Raw genomic sequence first — 18,038 nt, forward strand, 5'->3', positions numbered from 1 at the left:
CGCCTCACAGCGCCTGGAGTCCCTGGATCACCTCGCGGAGGATGCGTTCCTCGGGCAGCTGGGCGACCGTGGCCTGCGGCCGCGCGGTGATCAGCCCCTGGTCGCGCAGGTCGCTCAGCAGGATGCGCACGACGTTCAGCGACAGGCCGAGCTCCGAGGCCAGGTCGGCCACGGACAGGGGGACCCGGCACAGCTGCAGGATCCGCCAGTGCTCGGGGGCCAGCCCGGAGATCCCGCTGTACGCCGCGGGAGCCGTCCTGATGATGGACATCAGGTCGAAGTCCGGCCCGGTCGGGCGCGTGCGGCCACGGGTGAGCGTGTAGGGGCGCAGCAGCGGCCCGTCCTCGTGCTCGGTCACGAGTCCTCCTGAGCGCGTTGCCAGCCCGCCTGGAAGGAGGAGAACAGGTCGCCCCGCTCCTCCTTGAGCTGCGGCGCCAGGTTGGCCTGCCGCACCCGGCGGGGGAGGGAGTCCTGGGCGCCGCCGCCGATCGGCGGCGTGAGGGCCAGGGCTGGTGGCGGGGCCTCCGGCTGGGCGAGGCGCTCGACCGCCGGTTCCCTGGTCTCGTTCTCCACCACGATCTCCTGCGGGAGCAGGAGCACGGCGCTCGTCCCTCCGTACGGCGAGGTGCGCAGGGAGACGCGGATGTTGTGCCGCCGGGCCAGCAGCCCGACGACGAACAGCCCGAGCCTGTCGCTGTCGGCCAGGTCGAACTCCGGCGGGTCGGCGAGCCGCGCGTTGAGGTGCGACAGCTCCTCCGGGGGGATGCCGAGCCCGCGGTCCTCGACCTCGATGGCGAAGCCCCGGGCGACCATCTCCCCTCTGACCTGCACGCGGGTCTGCGGCGGGGAGAAGACCGTGGCGTTCTCGATCAGCTCGGCGAGCAGGTGGACGACGTCGGTGACGCTGCTGCCCGCGAGCGAGTAGCCGTGCGGCATGTTCACGTCCACCCGCAGGTAGTCCTCCACCTCCTCGGTGGCGGCGCGGGCCACGTCGTACAGCCGGACCGGGTTGCGCCAGCCGCGGCCGGGGACGGCCCCGGACAGGATGATCAGACCCTCCGCGTGGCGGCGCATGCGGGTGGTCAGGTGGTCGACGCCGAACAGCCGCTCCAGCAGGTCGGGGTCGGTGATCTCCTTCTCCAGGCCGTCCAGCATGCCGAGCTGGCGCTGCAGCAGCGACTGGCTGCGCCGGGCCAGGTTCAGGAAGACCTTGTTGACGCCCTTGCGCAGCTCGGCCTGGCCGACGGCCGCCTCGATCGCGGTGTGCTGCACCGAGGTGAAGGCGCGGCCGACATTCTCGATCTCGACGGTGTCGCTGGCCTGGGCCATCGGCGGCGTCTCGGCCGCCACGTCGACGTCCTCGCCGCGCCGCAGCCGGCGTACGAGGTCGGGCAGCCGCCGCCCGGCCAGGTCGGCCGCGGCCCGGTGCAGGGCGCTCAGCTCGCCGGTCACCGTGCGGGCGAACCGGAAGGAGATGAACGCGGTCGCGAGCACGGCCGCCAGGCCGAGCCCGCCGACGATGCCGATGTCCCAGAGCACGCTCTGGGCCAGCGGCACGGCGCGGGCCGCGGTGGCGTCGGCGGCCGCGTTCGTCGTCTCGGTGAGCTGGCGGGTCAGGGCCTGGGCCGTCGTCGGCCAGGCGATCGCCTCCGGCGGGAGCGGCTGGCCCGGCCGCACCCTGGCGATCACGTCGTCCTCAAGGGAGACGAACGACGTGTAGATCGGCGTGGAGTTCAGCGTGCCGTACTGCTTGAGCAGGCCGGCGTCGAGCTGGCTCGTGCCGAGCTGGTAGAGCAGGCGGCGCTTGCCGACCATCCCCGAGAAGGCGTCCCGCTCGTCCTGCGTCATCCGCCCGGACGCCTGCGCGCCCAGCACGAGCGCGGACTGCTGGCTCACCAGCTCGCGGCTGCGGGTGATCAGGATGAGCGCCTTGGTCTGCTCGATGATGTCGATGTCCGGGGAGATCATCAGCCGGTCGTAGACCTGGTGGGCGGTCTCGACGACGGAGCTGTACTCCTCGATCACGTCGAGGCGGGTGAGCCGCTGGTCGTCGACCTGGCCGCGCAGGACGTCGAGCCGGTCCATCTGCCGGATCAGGTCCTGGACCCGGTCCCACATGGCGGGCGGCGTCTCGTCCCTGGCCTGCTCCGACAGGCGGGTCAGCAGGACCGCGGTGGCGTCGGTCTTGCGGCGCTGCACCTGGAGGTCGGTGCGCAGCGGCGAGGTGCGCCAGGCGAGGTAGCTCACCGACACGAACCGCTCGGTCTGCAGCTCGTTGATGGCCTCACTGACGGGATAGACGATGTTGTCGTAGACCTTCTGGATGCGCAGGAGCTGCTGCCCCTGCTCGATGGTCAGCTTGGCGGCGAACCCCCAGATCACCACCAGGGCGGTCACAGGCACAAGCAGGATCGCGAATATCTTGAAGCGGATGGACCGTTTCCGACCAGCCATCAGACCTGCCCGTCGGTTACACATGTGTTAATAGTGGCGAAACCCTAGCAATCCGTGAGTCTCTGCCACCAGGGATCGTTCCTAACGACTTGGGCCTCAGCCCCATATCAGGACAGTCTCGACGTTCCCGGGGGAAAGCTCTTGCTGTTGACTGTCTAGTTGTCAGACAATCCTCCGCATGAACTCCAGATCGGGCCCGCTCGCGGTGGTCGCGGCGGCCGTCCTGTGGGGAACCGCGGGCACCGTGGGCACCCTCGCCGCCGCCGGTTCCGTCTCGCTCGCCGCGGCACGCCTCGTGCTCGGCGGGGCCCTGCTGGGCGTGCTGGCGCTGGTCACGCGCCGCCGCACCCCTCATGGGAACGTTCCGATGCGCTGGCCGCTTGTCCTGGGAGCCGCCGCGGTCGCGGCCTACCAGCTGTGCTTCTTCGCCGCCGTCGGCAGGACGGGCGTGGCGATCGGCACGGTGGTGGCGATCGGCAGCGGGCCGGTCTTCACCGGGCTCCTGTCCTGGATCGCCGGGCGCGAGCGGCCGAGCGGGCGCTGGGCGCTCGCCACGGCCGCCGCGGTCGCCGGATGCGCCGTGCTCGTGACCGGCGGGGGAGGGGGAGAAGGACCGGGCGGCGCGGACGCGGGAGGCGTCGCGCTCGCCCTCCTCGGCGGGCTCCTGTACGCCTTCTACGCGGTCGTGGCGGCCCGGGCCATCGGCAGGGGCATGCAGTCGGGAGTCGTCATGGGCGTGCTCTTCGGCGGCGCGGCCGTGCTCATGCTGCCGGTCCTCGCACTGACAGGACCGGCCTGGCTCGCGCGCCCGGGCGGCCTGCTGACCGCGCTCTACCTCGGCTGCGCCACGACGGGGCTGGCCTATCTCCTGTACGGCCGGGGCCTGCGCACGACCCCCGTCGCCACGGCGGCCACGCTCGCGCTGGCCGAGCCGGCCGTCGCGGCCCTGCTGGGCGTCGTCGCGCTGCGCGAGCACCTGTCCCTCGTCTCGTGGGCTGGTCTGGTGCTGCTCGCCCTGGGGCTGGTCGTGGTGGCGCTGCCCGCCGGGACGCGCACGCCGGGCACCTCCGCACCCGAGACGCCGAAGGCACCGGCCGGGAGCCGCCACTAGGCTCGGCACGTGACCACCCTGAGGCCCGTCTCCACCGTCGAGGCGCTCGCCGCCGCGCTGCGCGAGCGGGTGCTGTCCGGGGACATCGAGCCGGGGGCCGCGCTGCCCGAGCAGGAACTGTCCGCCCGATACGGCGTGGCCCGCCCCACCGTGCGGGAGGCGCTGGCGCTGCTCGTCCACGAGGGACTGCTGCGGCGTGAGCGCAACCGCAGCGCGTACGTCCCGGTGATCACCTCCGCCGACCTGGCCGACCTGATGTACGTGCGCGCGCCGCTGGAGGAACTGATGGCGCAGGCCGTCGCGGGGCGCCGGGTGACGGCGGCGGAGGAGGCGCTGGACCGCCTGTCCGGCCTGCCGCCGGGCGCGCCCTGGGCCGCCGTGGTGGCCGAGCACATGGCGCTGCACGAGGCGCTCGTCGCCGCTACCGGCAGCCCCCGCCTGGAGCGGCTGTACGCCACGCTCGCGGCCGAGACACGGCTCGGACTTGTCGGGCTCAGGCACGCGTACGAGGCTCCCCACGAGCTCGCCGCGGAGCACGCCGCGCTGCTGCGCGTCATCGCCGAGGGACCGGCGGACGCGGCCGTCCGGGCGGTGCGCGAGCACCTGCGGTGGCGGCACTCCTGAGCCCGGAGGAGCTCCGGGCGATTCACCTCGCACCGTTTTCCTGGCGGATCGCCTCGCACCGCCTTCTCGGGCGCGGTTTCCCTTGCACCATGCCGCTTCAAGTCGTCACAATCGCGCCCATGCACGGCAACCCAGTGCCGGACACCTATGTGTACGTCACCGAAGAAGGCGTGACACGTCACTACGCCGACGGCAGCGTCGAGGCTCTCGCTTGGGAGGACGTGGTCGAGGTCCGCGTCGGCGGCCACGGCGACCAGCATCCGCCCGGCCAGCCGGAGGACGTCTTCATCGTCCTGCTGGACCGTGAGGGCGAGGGCTGCGTGGTGCCGCACTCGGCGACCGACGCGAGCTTCCTGGCCCGGTTGCGCTACCTGCCGGACTTCGACCTCGACCGGCTGAGCACGGCGGTCGCGAGCGCGCGTTCGGACTACGTCGTCGTGTGGCGCAGCCCGGAGCCGCCGTCCCCGTTACCCGACCTCGAATACGACTGACCAGAGGCGGTCCCGGGGACGGCCGGGAGTCACCTGACGAAGGAGGACTCGTTCAGCCCGCCCTGGTCGGCGAAGTAGCGCTCCAGCGTGTCGTCCCGCAGCGCGTCGGCGAGCTCGGCGCCCTCCTTCGCCTCGAGGCGGACGATGCTCGCCCCCTTGACCGTGTCCGTGCCGGCGACGGGGTAGGTCGTCGAGCGCAGGTCGTCGCCCCGTATGTCGCGGAGTTCGAGCGCCAGGTTCCTGAGGGTCTTCATGTCGACCCCGGAGTCCACCGTCACGGAACGGGTCAGCGCCTGAAGGAACTCGTCGAGTGCGAACGGATTGGTCAGCATGCCCTTGCTGACCACTTTTTGGGCCATCGCCCGAAGGAACGCCTGCTGTCGTTTAATACGGTCGAAATCTCCGCCGGGCAGTCCGTAACGCTGACGTACGAATAGCAATGCCCGCTCGCCCTCGAGATGAACGTTTCCCTGCGGCCACGTGACTTTGTTGGCGGGGTCGTAGACCTGGCGGGCCACGTAGAGGTCGACGCCGCCCAACGCCTTGCTCATGTCGACGAAACCCCGGAAATCCAGGGCGGCGAAGTGGTCGATCCGCACCTTGACCAGCTTCTCCACCGTCTTGATGAGCAGGCGCGGGCCGCCGTACGCGTAGGCGGCGTTGATCTTGTCGTGTCCGTGACCCGGGATGGTCACATAGGAGTCACGAGGTATGCCGATAAGGAAGATGCGCTTCCTGTCCGCGGGGATGTGCGCGATCATGAGGCTGTCCGACCGCTGGAAGCCGCTCTCTCCCGGGCGTCTGTCAGCGCCGATGACCAGCCAGTTCTGTGCGGCTCCCACCACCTTGGCAGGTCGGTCCCACTCCTCGGGGAACACCTGCTGCACCCGCCGGAGGTTGGTGTCGTACACGTGCTGACGCTGCATCAGCACCGCGAAGAGCGCGGCCGGCGGGAGGAGGAGCACGAGGGTCACGACGATCAGCACCTTGCGCCGGCGTGACACCCGCGCCGGTGGGGTCGCGGTGAGAGGTAACTGCCCGGATGTCGTCACGAGGCGTCCAATGCTCGGTTCCTTGTCCTGCACGGATGTATTCCAAAGCAGAGATCTACCGTAACTGGCCCATACCAGTCACACGAGACGTACCAATACGTAGTGAAATCGGAACCACGTGTGGGGCGTCTTGTCCAGCATGCGACTATGGCCGCATGTGGACGTATGGTTGAACTTCCCTGTAACTTCTGTGATCCCCTAGGATCGTTCCAATCATCACCTTCTGGCGCGGAGTTGAACCGGGCGGTCTTCCTCCGAGAAGGAGGATGGGCAGAGGCGAGGGCGTATGGACATTGCCGTTGACGACGCGTTATACGCCGTTAGGGAGGCGACGGACCGGGCCGGTTGGGCGCGTCGTCACATTCGCGTGACGATGGCGGGCGACGTGGTGTGCGGCGCGGTGTCCGTCCTCGGCGTGCTGGGAGTCAGACTCCTGCTGGGCGAGGCGGGGACGTGGGAGAGCGTGCTCGCGGCGACGCTGGTCGTCGCCTGGCCGCTGGTCGTCGCCCTCATCGGCGGATACGACACCCGTCATCTCGGGGACGGCGCCGAGGAGTACCGCAAGGTCCTCCACGCGACGGCCACCCTCGCCTCGATCGTGGCGATCTCCGCCTACCTCACCCAGACCCTCCTGGCCCGCAGCTACGTGATGGTCGCCATCCCGGTCGCCGGCCTGTCCTGCCTTCTCCTGCGCTACACCCTGCGCAAGCGGCTGCACCGCAGGCGCCGGGCCGGCGAGTGCCTGCGACGGGTCGTCGTGGTGGGGCACTGGGCTTCGGTGCTGGAGCTGCACGCCCAGCTGAGCCGCCAGCGCCACCACGGCATGCGCATCGTGGCGGCGTGCGTCCCGCCGGAACAGCGGATGGACCTGCCCGCCCAGTTCGACGGTTTCCCGATCCTCGGCGACTTCTCGGACGTCGCCGAGGTGGTCGAGCGGGTGGGCGCGGACACCGTCGCCGTCCTGTCCTGCCCGGAGCTGGACGGGTCGATGCTGCGCCGCCTGACGTGGCAGCTGGAGGAGACGGGCACCGAGCTCTACGTCGCCTCCGCGCTGATGGAGGTGGCCGGGCCGAGGATCAGCATCCGCCCGGTCGCCGGCCTGCCGCTGCTCCACGTCGCCCACCCCGACCTGAGGGGGGCCAGGCAGTTCGTCAAGAGCGTCTTCGACCGGGTGGTCGCGGCGATCATCCTGCTCGTGATCCTGCCGGTCCTGCTGATGATCGGCCTGGTGATCAGGGTGACCAGCGAGGGACCGGCCCTGTTCCGGCAGCCCCGCGTCGGCAAGGACGGCAAGCTGTTCGTGCTCTACAAGTTCCGGACGATGGTGCAGAACGCCGAGGCCGTCAAGCACGAGCTGGCGCAGCGGGACGACGGGAACGGCGTGCTGTTCAAGATGCGCAAGGACCCGAGGGTGACGCCGGTCGGGGCGGTGCTGCGCCGCTACTCCCTCGACGAGCTCACCCAGCTCGTCAACGTGTTGCGCGGCGAGATGTCCCTCGTCGGCCCCCGGCCGCCGCTCCCCGAGGAGGTGGCCCAGTACGGCGACGACGTGCGGCGGCGGCTGCTGGTCAAGCCGGGCATGACGGGCCTGTGGCAGGTGAGCGGTCGGTCCGACCTGACCTGGGAGGAGTCGGTGCGGCTCGACCTGCGCTACGTGGAGAACTGGTCGCTCATCATGGACCTGCAGATCCTCTGGAAGACGTGGTCGGCGGTCGTCGGCGGGGAAGGTGCGTACTAGGTGAAGGCGCTCGTGCTGGCGGGCGGATCGGGAACGCGGCTGCGACCCATCACGAACACCTCGGCCAAGCAGCTCGTGCCGGTCGCCAACAAGCCGGTGCTCTTCTACGGCCTGGAGGCGATCGCGGCGGCCGGCATCCGGGAGGTCGGCATCGTCGTCGGCGCCACCCACGCCGAGATCGAGGCCGCCGTCGGAGACGGGCACGGGCTCGGCCTCGAGGTGACCTACCTGCGGCAGGAGGCCCCGCTCGGGCTCGCCCACGCCGTGCTCATCGCCGCCGACTACCTGGGCGACGACGACTTCGTCATGTATCTCGGCGACAACTTCATCGTCGGGGGGATCACCGAGATCGTCCGCCGCTTCGCGGCCGACAGGCCCGCGGCCCAGATCATGCTGACCCGCGTTCCCGACCCGCGGCAGTTCGGCGTCGCCGAGATCGGCCCGGGCGGGCGCGTGGTGGGCCTGGAGGAGAAACCGGAGTCGCCGAAGAGCGACCTCGCCCTGGTCGGCGTCTACCTGTTCACCCCGGCGGTGCACCGGGCCGTGGCCGAGCTCAAGCCGTCGCGGCGGGGCGAGCTGGAGATCACCGACGCCATCCAGTGGCTGATCGACGAGGGACACCGGGTGGAGTCCACGGTCATCTCCGGATACTGGAAGGACACGGGGAACGTCGCCGACATGCTGGAGGTCAACAGACTCGTCCTGGAGGGCCTCGAACCGGCCGTCCGCGGACGGGCCGACGAGGCCAGCGAGCTGATCGGCCGCGTCGTGATCGAGGACGGCGCGCTGGTGACCGGGTCGCGCATCGTCGGCCCCGTCGTCATCGGCGCGGGCTCCCGGATCAGCCACTCCTACGTGGGCCCGTTCACGTCCATCGGCGCCGACTGCGTCGTCGCGGACAGCGAGATCGAGTACTCCATCGTGCTGTCCCGGTCCTCCATCACCGGCGTACGCAGGGTCGAGGCCTCTCTCATCGGCCACGATGTGGAGGTCACGCCGGCCCCCAACACTCCCCGGGCACATCGGCTCGTGCTCGGCGACCACAGTAAGGTACAGATTTCATCGTGAGGGTCCTCGTCACAGGCGGGGCCGGGTTCATCGGCTCGCACTACGTCCGCACCCTGGTCTCCGGCGGCTATCCCGCGTTCGCGGGGGCACGGGTCACCGTCCTCGACAAGCTCACCTACGCGGGCAACCTCGCCAACCTGGAGCCCGTCTCCGGCGGGTACGACTTCGTCCGCGGAGACGTCTGCGACGCCGCGATGCTCGCCGAGGTCGTCCCCGGGCACGACGTCGTCGTGCACTTCGCGGCCGAGTCGCACGTCGACCGTTCCATCGACAGCGCCGCGGAGTTCGTTCGGACCAACGTGCTGGGCACGCAGACGCTCATGCAGGCGTGCCTGGACGCCGGTGTCTCCAGGGTCGTGCACGTGTCCACCGACGAGGTCTACGGCACCATCGAGGCCGGCTCGTGGGACGAGGAGGCGCCGCTGCGCCCCCGCTCGCCGTACTCCGCCTCGAAGGCCGGCGGCGACCTGATCGCCCGCGCGTACGCGGTCACCCACGGCCTGCCGGTCATGACCACGCGCTGCGGGAACAACTACGGCCCCTACCAGTACCCGGAGAAGCTCGTGCCGTTCTTCGTCACGCGGCTGATCCAGGGCAGGAAGGTCCCGTTGTACGGCGACGGCGGCAACGTCAGGGACTGGGTCCACGTCGAGGACCACTGCAGAGGCATCCAGCTCGTGGCCGAGCGCGGGGCGCCCGGCGAGACCTACCACATCGCCGGGACGGCGGAGCTGGCCAACAAGGAGCTGACCGCCCGCCTGCTGGAGGCGTTCGGCTGCGGCTGGGACATGGTCGAGCACGTGCCCGACCGGAAGGGCCACGACCGGCGTTACTCGCTCAGCGACGCCAAGCTGCGGGCGCTCGGCTACCGCCCGTCCGTCGCCTTCGACGACGGCATCAGGGACACCGTCGCCTGGTACGCCGGCAACCCCGGGTGGTGGAAGCCGCTGCTCGGGGAGCGGTGATGCGCTGGCTGATCACGGGCGGCGGCGGCATGCTGGCCGCCGACCTGGCCCGGCGGGCCGGCAGGGAGGCCGGGATCGGGGAGGTCGTCGCGCCGAAACGGGCGGATCTCGACATCCGCGACCCCGCGGCGGTGCGCGCGTGGGTGCTCGGCCACCGCCCGGACGTGGTGGTGAACTGCGCGGCCTGGACGGCCGTGGACGACGCGGAGAACCACGAGGACGAGGCGCTGGCGGTGAACGGCCACGCGGTCCGTGAACTCGCCGCCCGCGCGGCCGAGGCCGGCGCGCGCTTCGTGCAGGTCTCCACCGACTACGTGCTGGCGGGGACGGATCCCGAACCCGCCTCCGAGGACGCCAAGACGGAGCCGCTCAACGCGTACGGGCGGACCAAGCTGGCGGGGGAGCGCGCGGCGCTCGAGCACGGCGGCCACGTGGTGCGCACCGCCTGGCTGTACGGCTCCGCCGGGCCGAACTTCGTCCGCACCATGATCCGGCTGGCCGCGGAGCGGGAGACGGTCGACGTGGTGGACGACCAGCACGGGCAGCCCACCTGGACCGCCGACCTGGCCGACCAGGTGATCCGGCTGGTCCGCGCGGCCGCTCCGCCGGGGGTCTACCACGGCACCAACGCCGGCCGCACGACCTGGTATGGCCTGGCCCGCGAGGTCTTCACGCTGCTCGGCGCGGATCCCGGGCGGGTGCGCCCGGTCTCCAGCGCCGCTTTCCCGAGGCCCGCGCGCCGTCCGTCGTTCAGTGTGCTGTCCCACGGCAGGTGGGCGGAGGTGGGGCTGCCCGCCATGCGGGACTGGCGGGAGGCGCTGCACGACGCCTGGCCCGAGCTCGGGGCGCGGCCGTAGCCCACCGCCAGCTCATCGCGGGCCCACCCACCGTGGGCCCAGCGTGAGCTCGCGACGAGCCGTGGCCTCGTCACGGCCTCACCGGGCCGAACGCGGCGCCTCTCTGCCGATGTCGACGACCCGCAGCTCCTCGTCGTCCACGTTGTAGTTCAGCAGGGCGTTCCGGTCGTAGACCGCCGTGCTGTCCTCGTCCTCGGCCGGGAGGCTCGGGGCGGCCGGCACAGTGGCGGGCGTCGGGAGCGCGGGCTCCTCCTCCTCGGGCCTGAGGCGCCGTACCGGCTGGGCCTTGGCCAGCACGACCCGCCGGCGCTTGCGCTGGCCGAGGCCCGTGGTCACGCGGCGGACGCCCGCGATGGGGTTGGTGGCCCGGAGGAACGACACCACCACGGCGATGAGCACGCCGAGCGCCAGCCCGATCGCCACGTTCTTCGGCAGCTTGCTCGGCGAGATGCGCAACGGGTTGGCCTGGTCGATGAAGCGCGTTCCGTCGTTGTAGGTGGCCAGGTCGATCTGGGCGTCGCTCTCCTTCAGCCGGAGCTGGACGAGGACCTCTGCGAGAGAGGTCGCGAGGGCGCTTCCCGCGGGCGCGGACTTGAGACTGTCCCGGATCTGGGTCTCGGTCGCCTTGATGCTCTTGAGCAGCTTGGCCTGATCCGCCTTGGCGGACTCGGCGGTGAGGGTCTGATAGGCCGCGACCACGGAGTTGGCGATGTTCGCGGCGACCCGGTCCGTGCGCGCCGACGCCTGCACCTCGATGATGCCGCCGCTCGTGCCGGGAGACGCCTGGACGGACTCACGCAGGGTCTCGAGATCGACCTTGAGCGCGTACTGGGTCGTGAGGATCTCCTGCGCCTTCTTGAAGACCTTCTCCGACTGGGCGAACGCCGCCCGCTGAGCGGTGTAGGCGATGTAGCTGCTGTCGGAGGAGACGCCCTGCCGCAGGAACGAGGTGCTCCGCGGGTCGGTGACGGCGAAGCGGGCGGTGGCCGTGACGTTCGTCAGAACCAGCAGGGTGGCCCCCGCCGCGATCACCCCGGACAGAAGGATGATGAGGAAAGAGGACCAGCGGTAGCGCCATACCGCCTCGAGGAGTCCGACATCGGCCAGGGTTTCCTCCACGTCGTCGGTTGCCACCGTCCCTTTTCCTCCCCGTTTCTGATCCTCATGCAGTTTATGCTGACGCTATCGGCGCTGAAAGGACGCGGACGATGTCGCTGTGATAACGCGCAATGGCGAAACGTTCACATGCGGCATTCCTGCCGCTTCTCGCCAGGTCCAGGGCGTGCGGCCAATCATCGAGCAGGGATTCGACCGCCGCGGCGAGCGCCTGGGGATCGCCCGGCGGGATGAGGAGGCCGGTGCGGCCGGTCTGAATGATTTCGTCGAGGCCCTGCACGTCGCTGGCGACCACGGGACGTTCGGCCAGCATCGCCTCGACCGCGACATTGCCGAACGACTCCCCGTACGACGGCACCAGCACGATGTCGGCGTCGTCCACGAAGGGGGTGACGGGGTCCTGGAATCCGGCGAAGACCACACCGTCGCCGGCCAGGTCGCGCAGTTGTTCCTCGAACCACTCGTAGCCAGGGAAGACCGAACCGACGAGCGTGAGCGTCACGTCGCGCCCGCGCGCACGCAGCAGTGCGACGGCCCGGACGGCCACGTCACAGCCCTTGCGCGGCGACAGCCTGCCGACCACCACCAGTCTCCCCTGAGGCGCCTCGCGAGGAGGCTTCACCTCGTCGTGGTCGGGCACGCCGTTGTAGACGACGCTCACGCGGTCACCGGACACCCCCGCGCCCACCAGGGTCCGAAGGCAGACGTCGCTGTTGGCGACCACGTGATGCGCGAGCCGTACGGGGGCCGTGAGGAGACGTCGCATCAACGACGGCAGGTACTGCTCGGCCTCGTGGGCATGGCAGACGACGCGAACGCGAGCCAGGCGCCCGGCGACGATCCACAGCGGAATCGTGATCGTGTTGACATAGAGAGCGATCGGGCGTTGCCGCCTGAGCAGCGCGACCATCCGCGGCAGGACGGTGAGCGTCCGCCACGCGAGCGTGAGCAGGCCGGAGGGGGAGAGCAGGGACTTGCGGAGCACGGGCGTCGGCATGATCATGATCTCGGCGCCCACCTCCTTCAGGCGATCCGCGAGCGGGCCGTCCGCTGGAAGGATAAATAGGACACGATGCGTATTCGCTACCGCTCGCACAGACTCTAGGACCATCCGGTCAGACCCGTATAAATCAGGCGATGGATGGGCGATTACCACGCGTTTCATGTCGAAGTTTCCGCAGCCTAAGGTATCGTTCTCCTGATTTTTCATTCTGTCATCACTTCGACGCCAGATCTCCTTGGAGGGCCGGTTGCAGATCGCGATGATCGGCACGAGAGGGGTTCCCGCACGTTACGGCGGATTCGAGACCGCCGTCGAGGAGATTGGCCGGCGCCTGGTGCAGGCAGGGCACGAGGTGCGCGTCTACTGCCGCTCCGGAGAAACCCGGATGCGGGAGTACCAGGGAATGCGACTCGTGCACCTGCCCGCGGTCCGTCACAAGGTGCTGGAGACGCTGAGCCACACCGCCCTTTCGGTCGGGCACCTGCTCGGCAGGCGCACCGACGTGGCGCTGGTCTTCAACGCCGCGAACGCGCCGCTGCTGCCCCTCGTGCGCGCGGCCCGCATCCCGGTGGCCACGCACGTCGACGGCCTGGAGTGGAAGCGCGCCAAGTGGAACGGCGCCGGTCGCAAGTACTACCTCCTCGCGGAACGGCTCTCGGTGCGCTGGTCTCAGGCGATCATCGCGGACGCCAGGGCGATCCAGGACTACTACTGGGAACGTTACAAAACGCCGAGCGTGATGATCCCGTACGGCGCTCCGATCCAGGAGCGGACCGACGAGGAGATCCTCAAGGAGGCGGGTTACGAACCCGGGCGATACCACCTCGTGGTGGCCCGGTTCGAACCGGAGAACCACGTGGACCTCATCGTCGAGGGCTACACCCGCAGCGCGGCGGAGCACCCGCTGATCGTCGTCGGCTCGGCCCCTTACGCCGCCGAGTACACGCGGAAGATCGAGAGCTTGGCGGAGAAGGATCCGCGCGTCCGCCTCGTGGGCGGGGTCTGGGACCAGAGGCTGCTCGACGCGCTCTACGCCGGCTGCTCCTCCTACCTGCACGGCCACTCGGTGGGAGGCACCAATCCCTCCCTGTTGCGTGCCATGGGCGCGGGCGCGCCGGTCATCGCCTATGACGTGGTCTTCAACCGTGAGGTGCTGGACGACACCGGGGCGTTCTTCGCCGACGCCGAAGCGCTGGCCAAGACGCTGGAGTCGGCGGAGAAACGGCGCGACCAGGAGGTCGCCCGCGGCGCGGCCGCCCGGGAACGGGCTCGCACCTTGTACACCTGGGACGATGTCGCGGCCCGTTACGAACGGCTGTGCCTGGACCTGGTGGCGGGGCGAGTCATGGCCGAGGACTGACGGGTGCCGGGTCTCGCCGGACGGGTACGCAAGGTCGTCGCCTCCGCGGGTGGATCGGTCGTCGCTCAGTTCGTGACCGCGCTGAGCAACCTGCTGCTCCAACTTGTCGCGGCCAGGGAACTCGGTGCCACGGGGTTCGCCGCCTTCACGTTCCTGAGCACCACGCTCGTACTGATCACCACATTGCACACCTCCTGGGTGGGCGACTCGCTGACCGTTCTGGATCGCTTCGAGTCGCCTGTCCGGGCCGCCATCGCCGCCTCGCTGGTGACGTCACTGGCACTGGGCGCCGTCGCGAGCGTGATCCTGGCGATCGTGCTGCGCGCGGCGGCCGGACCGGGCGCCCTGCTGTTCGGCGGGCTCGTCCTCCTCTGGTCGCTGGAGGACACCGTGCGCCGGCTGCTCTCCGCGCGTCTGGAGTTCGGCCGGTTGGCCACGAACACGGTGGTGGACTTCGTCGTCGCCTTCGCGACGCTGAGCGGCTTCTGGCTCGCGCACGCGCTGAGCTTGGAGACGATGCTGGTCGCGATGTGCGCCGGATCTGCGGCAGGGGTCGTGCACGCGGTCATCGGGCTGCCGCGGGACGAACTCCGCTGGCCGCGTCTGCGGGAAGCCGATCTGCGGCGGATCGTTCCGTTCGCCACCTGGAGGGTCGCGCAGGCGGCTCTGCGCCCGCTGACCCTGATGGTGACCCGGGTCGCCATCGTCGCCATGGTTTCCAGCGCGGCCCTCGCCGCCAACGAAGGCGCTCGCCTGCTGCTGTCGCCGGCACTCACGTTGGTCTACGGCGTGGGTGCGTTTCTCCTGCCGCGGATGGTGCGGCAGCGGCAGGCCGGCCTGCCGCTGCGTCCTCGCCTCGCGCTGACCGCCTCGATCGCGCTCACCGCCGTCACCGCCGTCGCCGGTACGATCGCGACTCTGCTGACGAAGCCGCTGGAGCCGTTCGTGACCGGAGGCAACTTCCCGCTCGACCCGATCACGGTGGCGGCATGGGCGGCCTACTCGGTGAGCATCGCCGCGACGCTGCCGGTCAGCATGCTCGCCACCGCGTACCGGCACTCCCGGCTGGTGTTCGCGGTCCGGCTGGGCGAGTCCGTGATCGGCGTCGGCCTGCTCCTGGCGTTGCTGGGCGCGCGGCCCGATCTGGTGAAGCTTGCTCCGTTTTGTATTGGCATAGGGGGCGTTGTGACATCTGTGATCCTTGTCATGCGACTGCGTGTAGTGCGGGATCAGGAGGCCGCTCTGCCCACGGAGAGGATGAGCCGTGTGGCGCAAGCTGATTCTTAGCGCTCTTCTGCTGACCGGGATCGGGATCGCGGTGCCGGTGGCCGCGAACGCGCGCGAGCCGCTGCCTCAGCCGTCCGCGTTGCCCACTTCGCTGTGGACGCGTGCCTTCGACCTGGCCGACGAGCGGATCGACCAGTCCAGCGGGCTTTTCGCGAGCCGGGTCAACCCCGGCGTGGTGTGGACGTTCAACGACAGGGAGGGCCCGCTGCGGCTGTTCGCCGTGGGGCCCGACGGCCGGACCAGAGCCGTGCTGACCGCGGGGAACGTCACGGCGATCGACCCCGAGGCGATGGGGGGCGTGTCCGCCCCGGACGGTACGGCCTACCTGTACGTCGGAGACACCGGCGGCAACGCCACCCCTCGCTCCGAGGTCGTCGTCTACCGGCTGGTGGAGCCGACCAGGCTCGCGGACGCGTCGGTGAAGGCCACCGGCTACCGCCTGACCTATCCCGACGGCGCGCACGACGCGGAGACGCTGCTGGTCGACCCGCGTACGGCGGAGCTCTACGTGGTGACCAAGAGCCCGAAGGGCGGCGCCGTCTATCGAGCTCCCGCCGAGCTCTCCGAGACCGGCCCCAACCCCATGACGCTGGTGCGGACGCTGCCCTACGTGGTCAGCGACGGCGTGATGGCGGCGAGCGGCCACATGATCTTGCGGAGCTACAACAAGGCGCGGGTCTGGGACGCGGTGAACGGCAACGAGACGATGCTGCTCAACCTCCCTCAGCAGAAGCAGGGCGAGGGCGTCGCGCTGACGCCCGACGGGAAGTCCCTGCTGATCTCCAGCGAGGGAGTCAAATCGCCGGTGTGGCGGATGAACCTGCCCACGGCCCTGGTGCCGCAGCAGCCCCGGCTGCGCGACGTCTCCGACTCGGCGCCGGAAGCGGACGCGAGGTCCATGCCCTCCATGCCGGTGACGCTGGGACTCGGCATGGCGGTGGTCGTCCTGACGGCCGCGCTGATCTTCGTGGTGCGTGCGGAGAATCGGAGGGTGTGACATGGACGTCACGCGACAGCCAGCGCCGGACGCCACGCCGGCGCCCGTGTCCCGGTGGACCGATGTCTGAGCGTTATCTGGCCTACCCGCCGGGCCGGGGAAACGTCTGGATCCCGGCGCGCGGGAGCCGGTCGGCCGCCGCCGGTCTCTCGCTGCTGACGTTCTCGAAACCGTTGCCGCTCGCGCTGCAGTTCGCGCTCTTCGCCGCGGTCCGGACGGCGGGTCCGCTGTTGTTGCCGGGCCGCCGCAGGCCATGGTCCCCACCCGTCGCCGAGGAGGCGTGGAAGGCGGTGGGCGAGCAGGCGGCGGACGTCGTCGGGCCCTGGGACAGCCTCGCCGGCTACGTGCGCCCGCAGGCGTCCCGGGCGGACGGCGCCGCGTTGCTGCTGCTCCGCGCCGGACGGCCGCTGGGGTTTCTCAAGATCCGGCAGTCACCGGCGGAGCTCGAACGGGAGGCCGTCGCCCTGGCGGCGCTCGCGGCCGAGGACCAGGTGCTGTTCCGCGTGCCCCGGGTGCTCGGCAGCGGCGCCGCGCAGGGGCTGCACTGGCTGCTGCTGTCGCCCATGGAACCGGTGCCCGCGCGCCCGGCACGCAACGTCGACATCGCGCGACTGACCGAGCGGATCAGTTCCGGTCTCGAAGGCGAGCTGCCCCGGCCGTCCCACACGCCGGGGCACTGGCGGCCGATGCACGGCGACCTGACTCCGTGGAACCTGCGGCGCACCCGTACTCGCACGCCGTGGCTGATCGACTGGGAGGACGCGGGATACGGCCCGCCGGAGGCCGACGAGGCCTACTTCCTGGCCACCCGTCTGGCCGTGTACGGGGGGCCGCCTCCCACGCGAACCTACGGCGAGGCCGCTCTCTACTGGCACGACGTGGTGAGCCGCCGGACGACGGATGACCCCGGTCTCGCTCAGCGGCTCCTGCGGATCCTGCGGGAGCTGGCCGGTTAGAGCTCCTCGTGGTGCACGGTTCAGGGAGCCGCCCAGTCCGGGAACGAGCGGCCGACCAGTTTCTCCAGCGCGGCGTTGTGCGGGGCGAAATGCTCGATCAAACGGCGCCTGGTCGACGCGGAGATTTCCGCTTTGGGGGCGGAGTTCCATACTTTTCCGGCCCGCGCCAGCGGGGCGGGCGGCAGGCCGAGAAACGCGGCCGTCTCGTCGCAGACGCGCTGTGGGTCCCGGTAGAACTCTTCACTGCTGGTCACGTGGAACCTGTCCGCGGGGAAGTGGTCGAACCATCGCCGCAGCGCCTTCTCGTATTCGCTCTGAGCCACGTAGGACTGCTGCTCGTGGGCGTAGCTCCGATAACCCGGATCCTTGAGGAGCCGCTCCTCCTCGCCCGCGGTCCGTTCGGCCTCCGCGTCCAGCGCCTCTTCGAACGACAAATGCTCGGCGCCGTTGCGCACGCGCTCCCGATAGTGCGAGAACGTCCGCTCGACCGGGTCACGCAGGATCAGCAGGATGCGGGCATCGGGCACGTCCCGGCCCGCGCGCTGGGCCGCGAGCGGGTGATAGAGGTAGTACGGCGAAGCCTCGCCCGTCAGCACCGGCATCCCGCTCCGCCGCGCGGCGCGCACGCGGGCCGCCCGGCTGGGCAGGTGCGACCGGTACCACCGCATGCCGCGTTCGTAGTTGCTGTCGAAAAAGTGCACGCCTTTTGTATGGTTCGCCTTGGGGAGCAGGTCGGCACTGGGAAAAAGGGGGATGATCCCCGGGTGCTCCAGGAGTGCGTAGTAGAGTGAGGTGGACCCTCCTCGCTTGGCGCCGATGAGAAGGAAGTCGGGGTCTTTTCTCGCCCGCGCCGTCGCCATTCCATACGCTCTGAACGCACTGCGTCCGATTCCGAGGACGGACTCCGGTAAGAGGTCCCGCACGCTCATACTTTCGGTTCTCCTTGATGTGTGGCGGCC

At 70.2% G+C, this 18,038-nt stretch carries 17 protein-coding genes; 11 read left to right on the forward strand and 6 right to left on the reverse strand.

Annotated features, from left to right (window positions below):
- Nucleotides 1-4: 4 nt before the first annotated feature.
- Complete coding sequence (locus ABZ860_RS03005; RefSeq protein WP_357214183.1) at nt 5-358, reverse strand: DUF742 domain-containing protein; 354 nt, start codon at nt 356-358, stop codon at nt 5-7.
- Nucleotides 355-2,397, reverse strand: coding sequence for a nitrate- and nitrite sensing domain-containing protein (locus ABZ860_RS03010; protein ID WP_357214186.1), 2,043 nt, complete (start codon nt 2,395-2,397; stop codon nt 355-357). The genes ABZ860_RS03005 and ABZ860_RS03010 overlap by 4 nt, the downstream gene beginning before the upstream one ends.
- A gap of 235 nt (nt 2,398-2,632) precedes the next feature.
- Here ABZ860_RS03010 and ABZ860_RS03015 point away from each other — a divergent pair, with 235 nt between their 5' ends.
- From ABZ860_RS03015 to ABZ860_RS03025, 3 genes are all read left to right on the forward strand, one after another.
- Entirely contained in the window at nt 2,633-3,565 is a 933-nt protein-coding gene (locus ABZ860_RS03015) for an EamA family transporter (protein WP_357214189.1), read from the forward strand.
- 9 nt (nt 3,566-3,574) lie between these two features.
- Entirely contained in the window at nt 3,575-4,189 is a 615-nt protein-coding gene (locus tag ABZ860_RS03020) for a GntR family transcriptional regulator (protein ID WP_357214192.1), read from the forward strand.
- A gap of 119 nt (nt 4,190-4,308) precedes the next feature.
- On the forward strand, nt 4,309-4,680 hold the full coding sequence (locus ABZ860_RS03025) for a hypothetical protein (protein ID WP_357214195.1): 372 nt from the start codon (nt 4,309-4,311) through the stop codon (nt 4,678-4,680).
- Between the two features lie 29 nt (nt 4,681-4,709).
- Here ABZ860_RS03025 and ABZ860_RS03030 read toward each other — a convergent pair whose 3' ends face one another.
- On the reverse strand, nt 4,710-5,654 hold the full coding sequence (locus ABZ860_RS03030) for an LCP family protein (RefSeq protein ID WP_357214198.1): 945 nt from the start codon (nt 5,652-5,654) through the stop codon (nt 4,710-4,712).
- Nucleotides 5,655-6,105: 451 nt separating this feature from the next.
- Here ABZ860_RS03030 and ABZ860_RS03035 point away from each other — a divergent pair, with 451 nt between their 5' ends.
- Genes ABZ860_RS03035 through rfbD form a run of 4 tightly spaced genes read left to right on the forward strand, consistent with a single transcriptional unit; the run spans nt 6,106 to nt 10,360 of the window.
- On the forward strand, nt 6,106-7,470 hold the full coding sequence (locus ABZ860_RS03035; protein ID WP_357214200.1) for a sugar transferase: 1,365 nt from the start codon (nt 6,106-6,108) through the stop codon (nt 7,468-7,470).
- On the forward strand, nt 7,471-8,538 hold the full coding sequence (locus tag ABZ860_RS03040; RefSeq protein ID WP_357214203.1) for a glucose-1-phosphate thymidylyltransferase: 1,068 nt from the start codon (nt 7,471-7,473) through the stop codon (nt 8,536-8,538).
- Entirely contained in the window at nt 8,535-9,503 is a 969-nt protein-coding gene (gene rfbB / locus ABZ860_RS03045; protein WP_357214206.1) for a dTDP-glucose 4,6-dehydratase, read from the forward strand. The genes ABZ860_RS03040 and rfbB overlap by 4 nt, the downstream gene beginning before the upstream one ends.
- On the forward strand, nt 9,503-10,360 hold the full coding sequence (gene rfbD, locus ABZ860_RS03050) for a dTDP-4-dehydrorhamnose reductase (RefSeq protein WP_357214208.1): 858 nt from the start codon (nt 9,503-9,505) through the stop codon (nt 10,358-10,360). The genes rfbB and rfbD overlap by 1 nt, the downstream gene beginning before the upstream one ends.
- A gap of 78 nt (nt 10,361-10,438) precedes the next feature.
- Here rfbD and ABZ860_RS03055 read toward each other — a convergent pair whose 3' ends face one another.
- Nucleotides 10,439-11,494 carry a hypothetical protein gene (locus tag ABZ860_RS03055; protein ID WP_357214211.1) on the reverse strand — a complete coding sequence of 352 codons (1,056 nt, stop codon included), beginning with the start codon at nt 11,492-11,494 and terminating at the stop codon, nt 10,439-10,441.
- A 37-nt stretch (nt 11,495-11,531) separates the two neighbouring features.
- Nucleotides 11,532-12,749 (reverse strand): glycosyltransferase family 4 protein, encoded by a 1,218-nt coding sequence (locus tag ABZ860_RS03060; protein WP_357214213.1) that lies wholly within the window; start codon nt 12,747-12,749, stop codon nt 11,532-11,534.
- On the opposite strand from ABZ860_RS03060, the gene ABZ860_RS03065 reads away from it, so the two are divergent.
- The 4 genes from ABZ860_RS03065 (at nt 12,739) to ABZ860_RS03080 (ending at nt 17,079) form a co-directional block, all read left to right on the forward strand.
- Nucleotides 12,739-13,839: a DUF1972 domain-containing protein gene (locus tag ABZ860_RS03065; protein WP_357214215.1), complete on the forward strand. Its 1,101-nt coding sequence runs from the start codon at nt 12,739-12,741 to the stop codon at nt 13,837-13,839. The two genes, ABZ860_RS03060 and ABZ860_RS03065, sit on opposite strands and share 11 nt — an antisense overlap.
- Before the next feature lie 3 nt (nt 13,840-13,842).
- Complete coding sequence (locus tag ABZ860_RS03070) at nt 13,843-15,126, forward strand: hypothetical protein (protein WP_357214218.1); 1,284 nt, start codon at nt 13,843-13,845, stop codon at nt 15,124-15,126.
- A complete protein-coding gene (locus ABZ860_RS03075; protein ID WP_357214220.1) occupies nt 15,104-16,123 on the forward strand; it encodes a hypothetical protein in 1,020 nt (339 codons plus the stop codon). The genes ABZ860_RS03070 and ABZ860_RS03075 overlap by 23 nt, the downstream gene beginning before the upstream one ends.
- A 62-nt stretch (nt 16,124-16,185) precedes the next feature.
- Complete coding sequence (locus tag ABZ860_RS03080; protein ID WP_357214223.1) at nt 16,186-17,079, forward strand: phosphotransferase; 894 nt, start codon at nt 16,186-16,188, stop codon at nt 17,077-17,079.
- Between the two features lie 20 nt (nt 17,080-17,099).
- Here ABZ860_RS03080 and ABZ860_RS03085 read toward each other — a convergent pair whose 3' ends face one another.
- Complete coding sequence (locus ABZ860_RS03085) at nt 17,100-17,939, reverse strand: sulfotransferase (protein WP_357214226.1); 840 nt, start codon at nt 17,937-17,939, stop codon at nt 17,100-17,102.
- Nucleotides 17,940-18,038 lie beyond the last annotated feature (99 nt).

This window comes from Microbispora sp. NPDC046973 (genome assembly GCF_040644495.1).
GTDB lineage: Bacteria > Actinomycetota > Actinomycetes > Streptosporangiales > Streptosporangiaceae > Microbispora.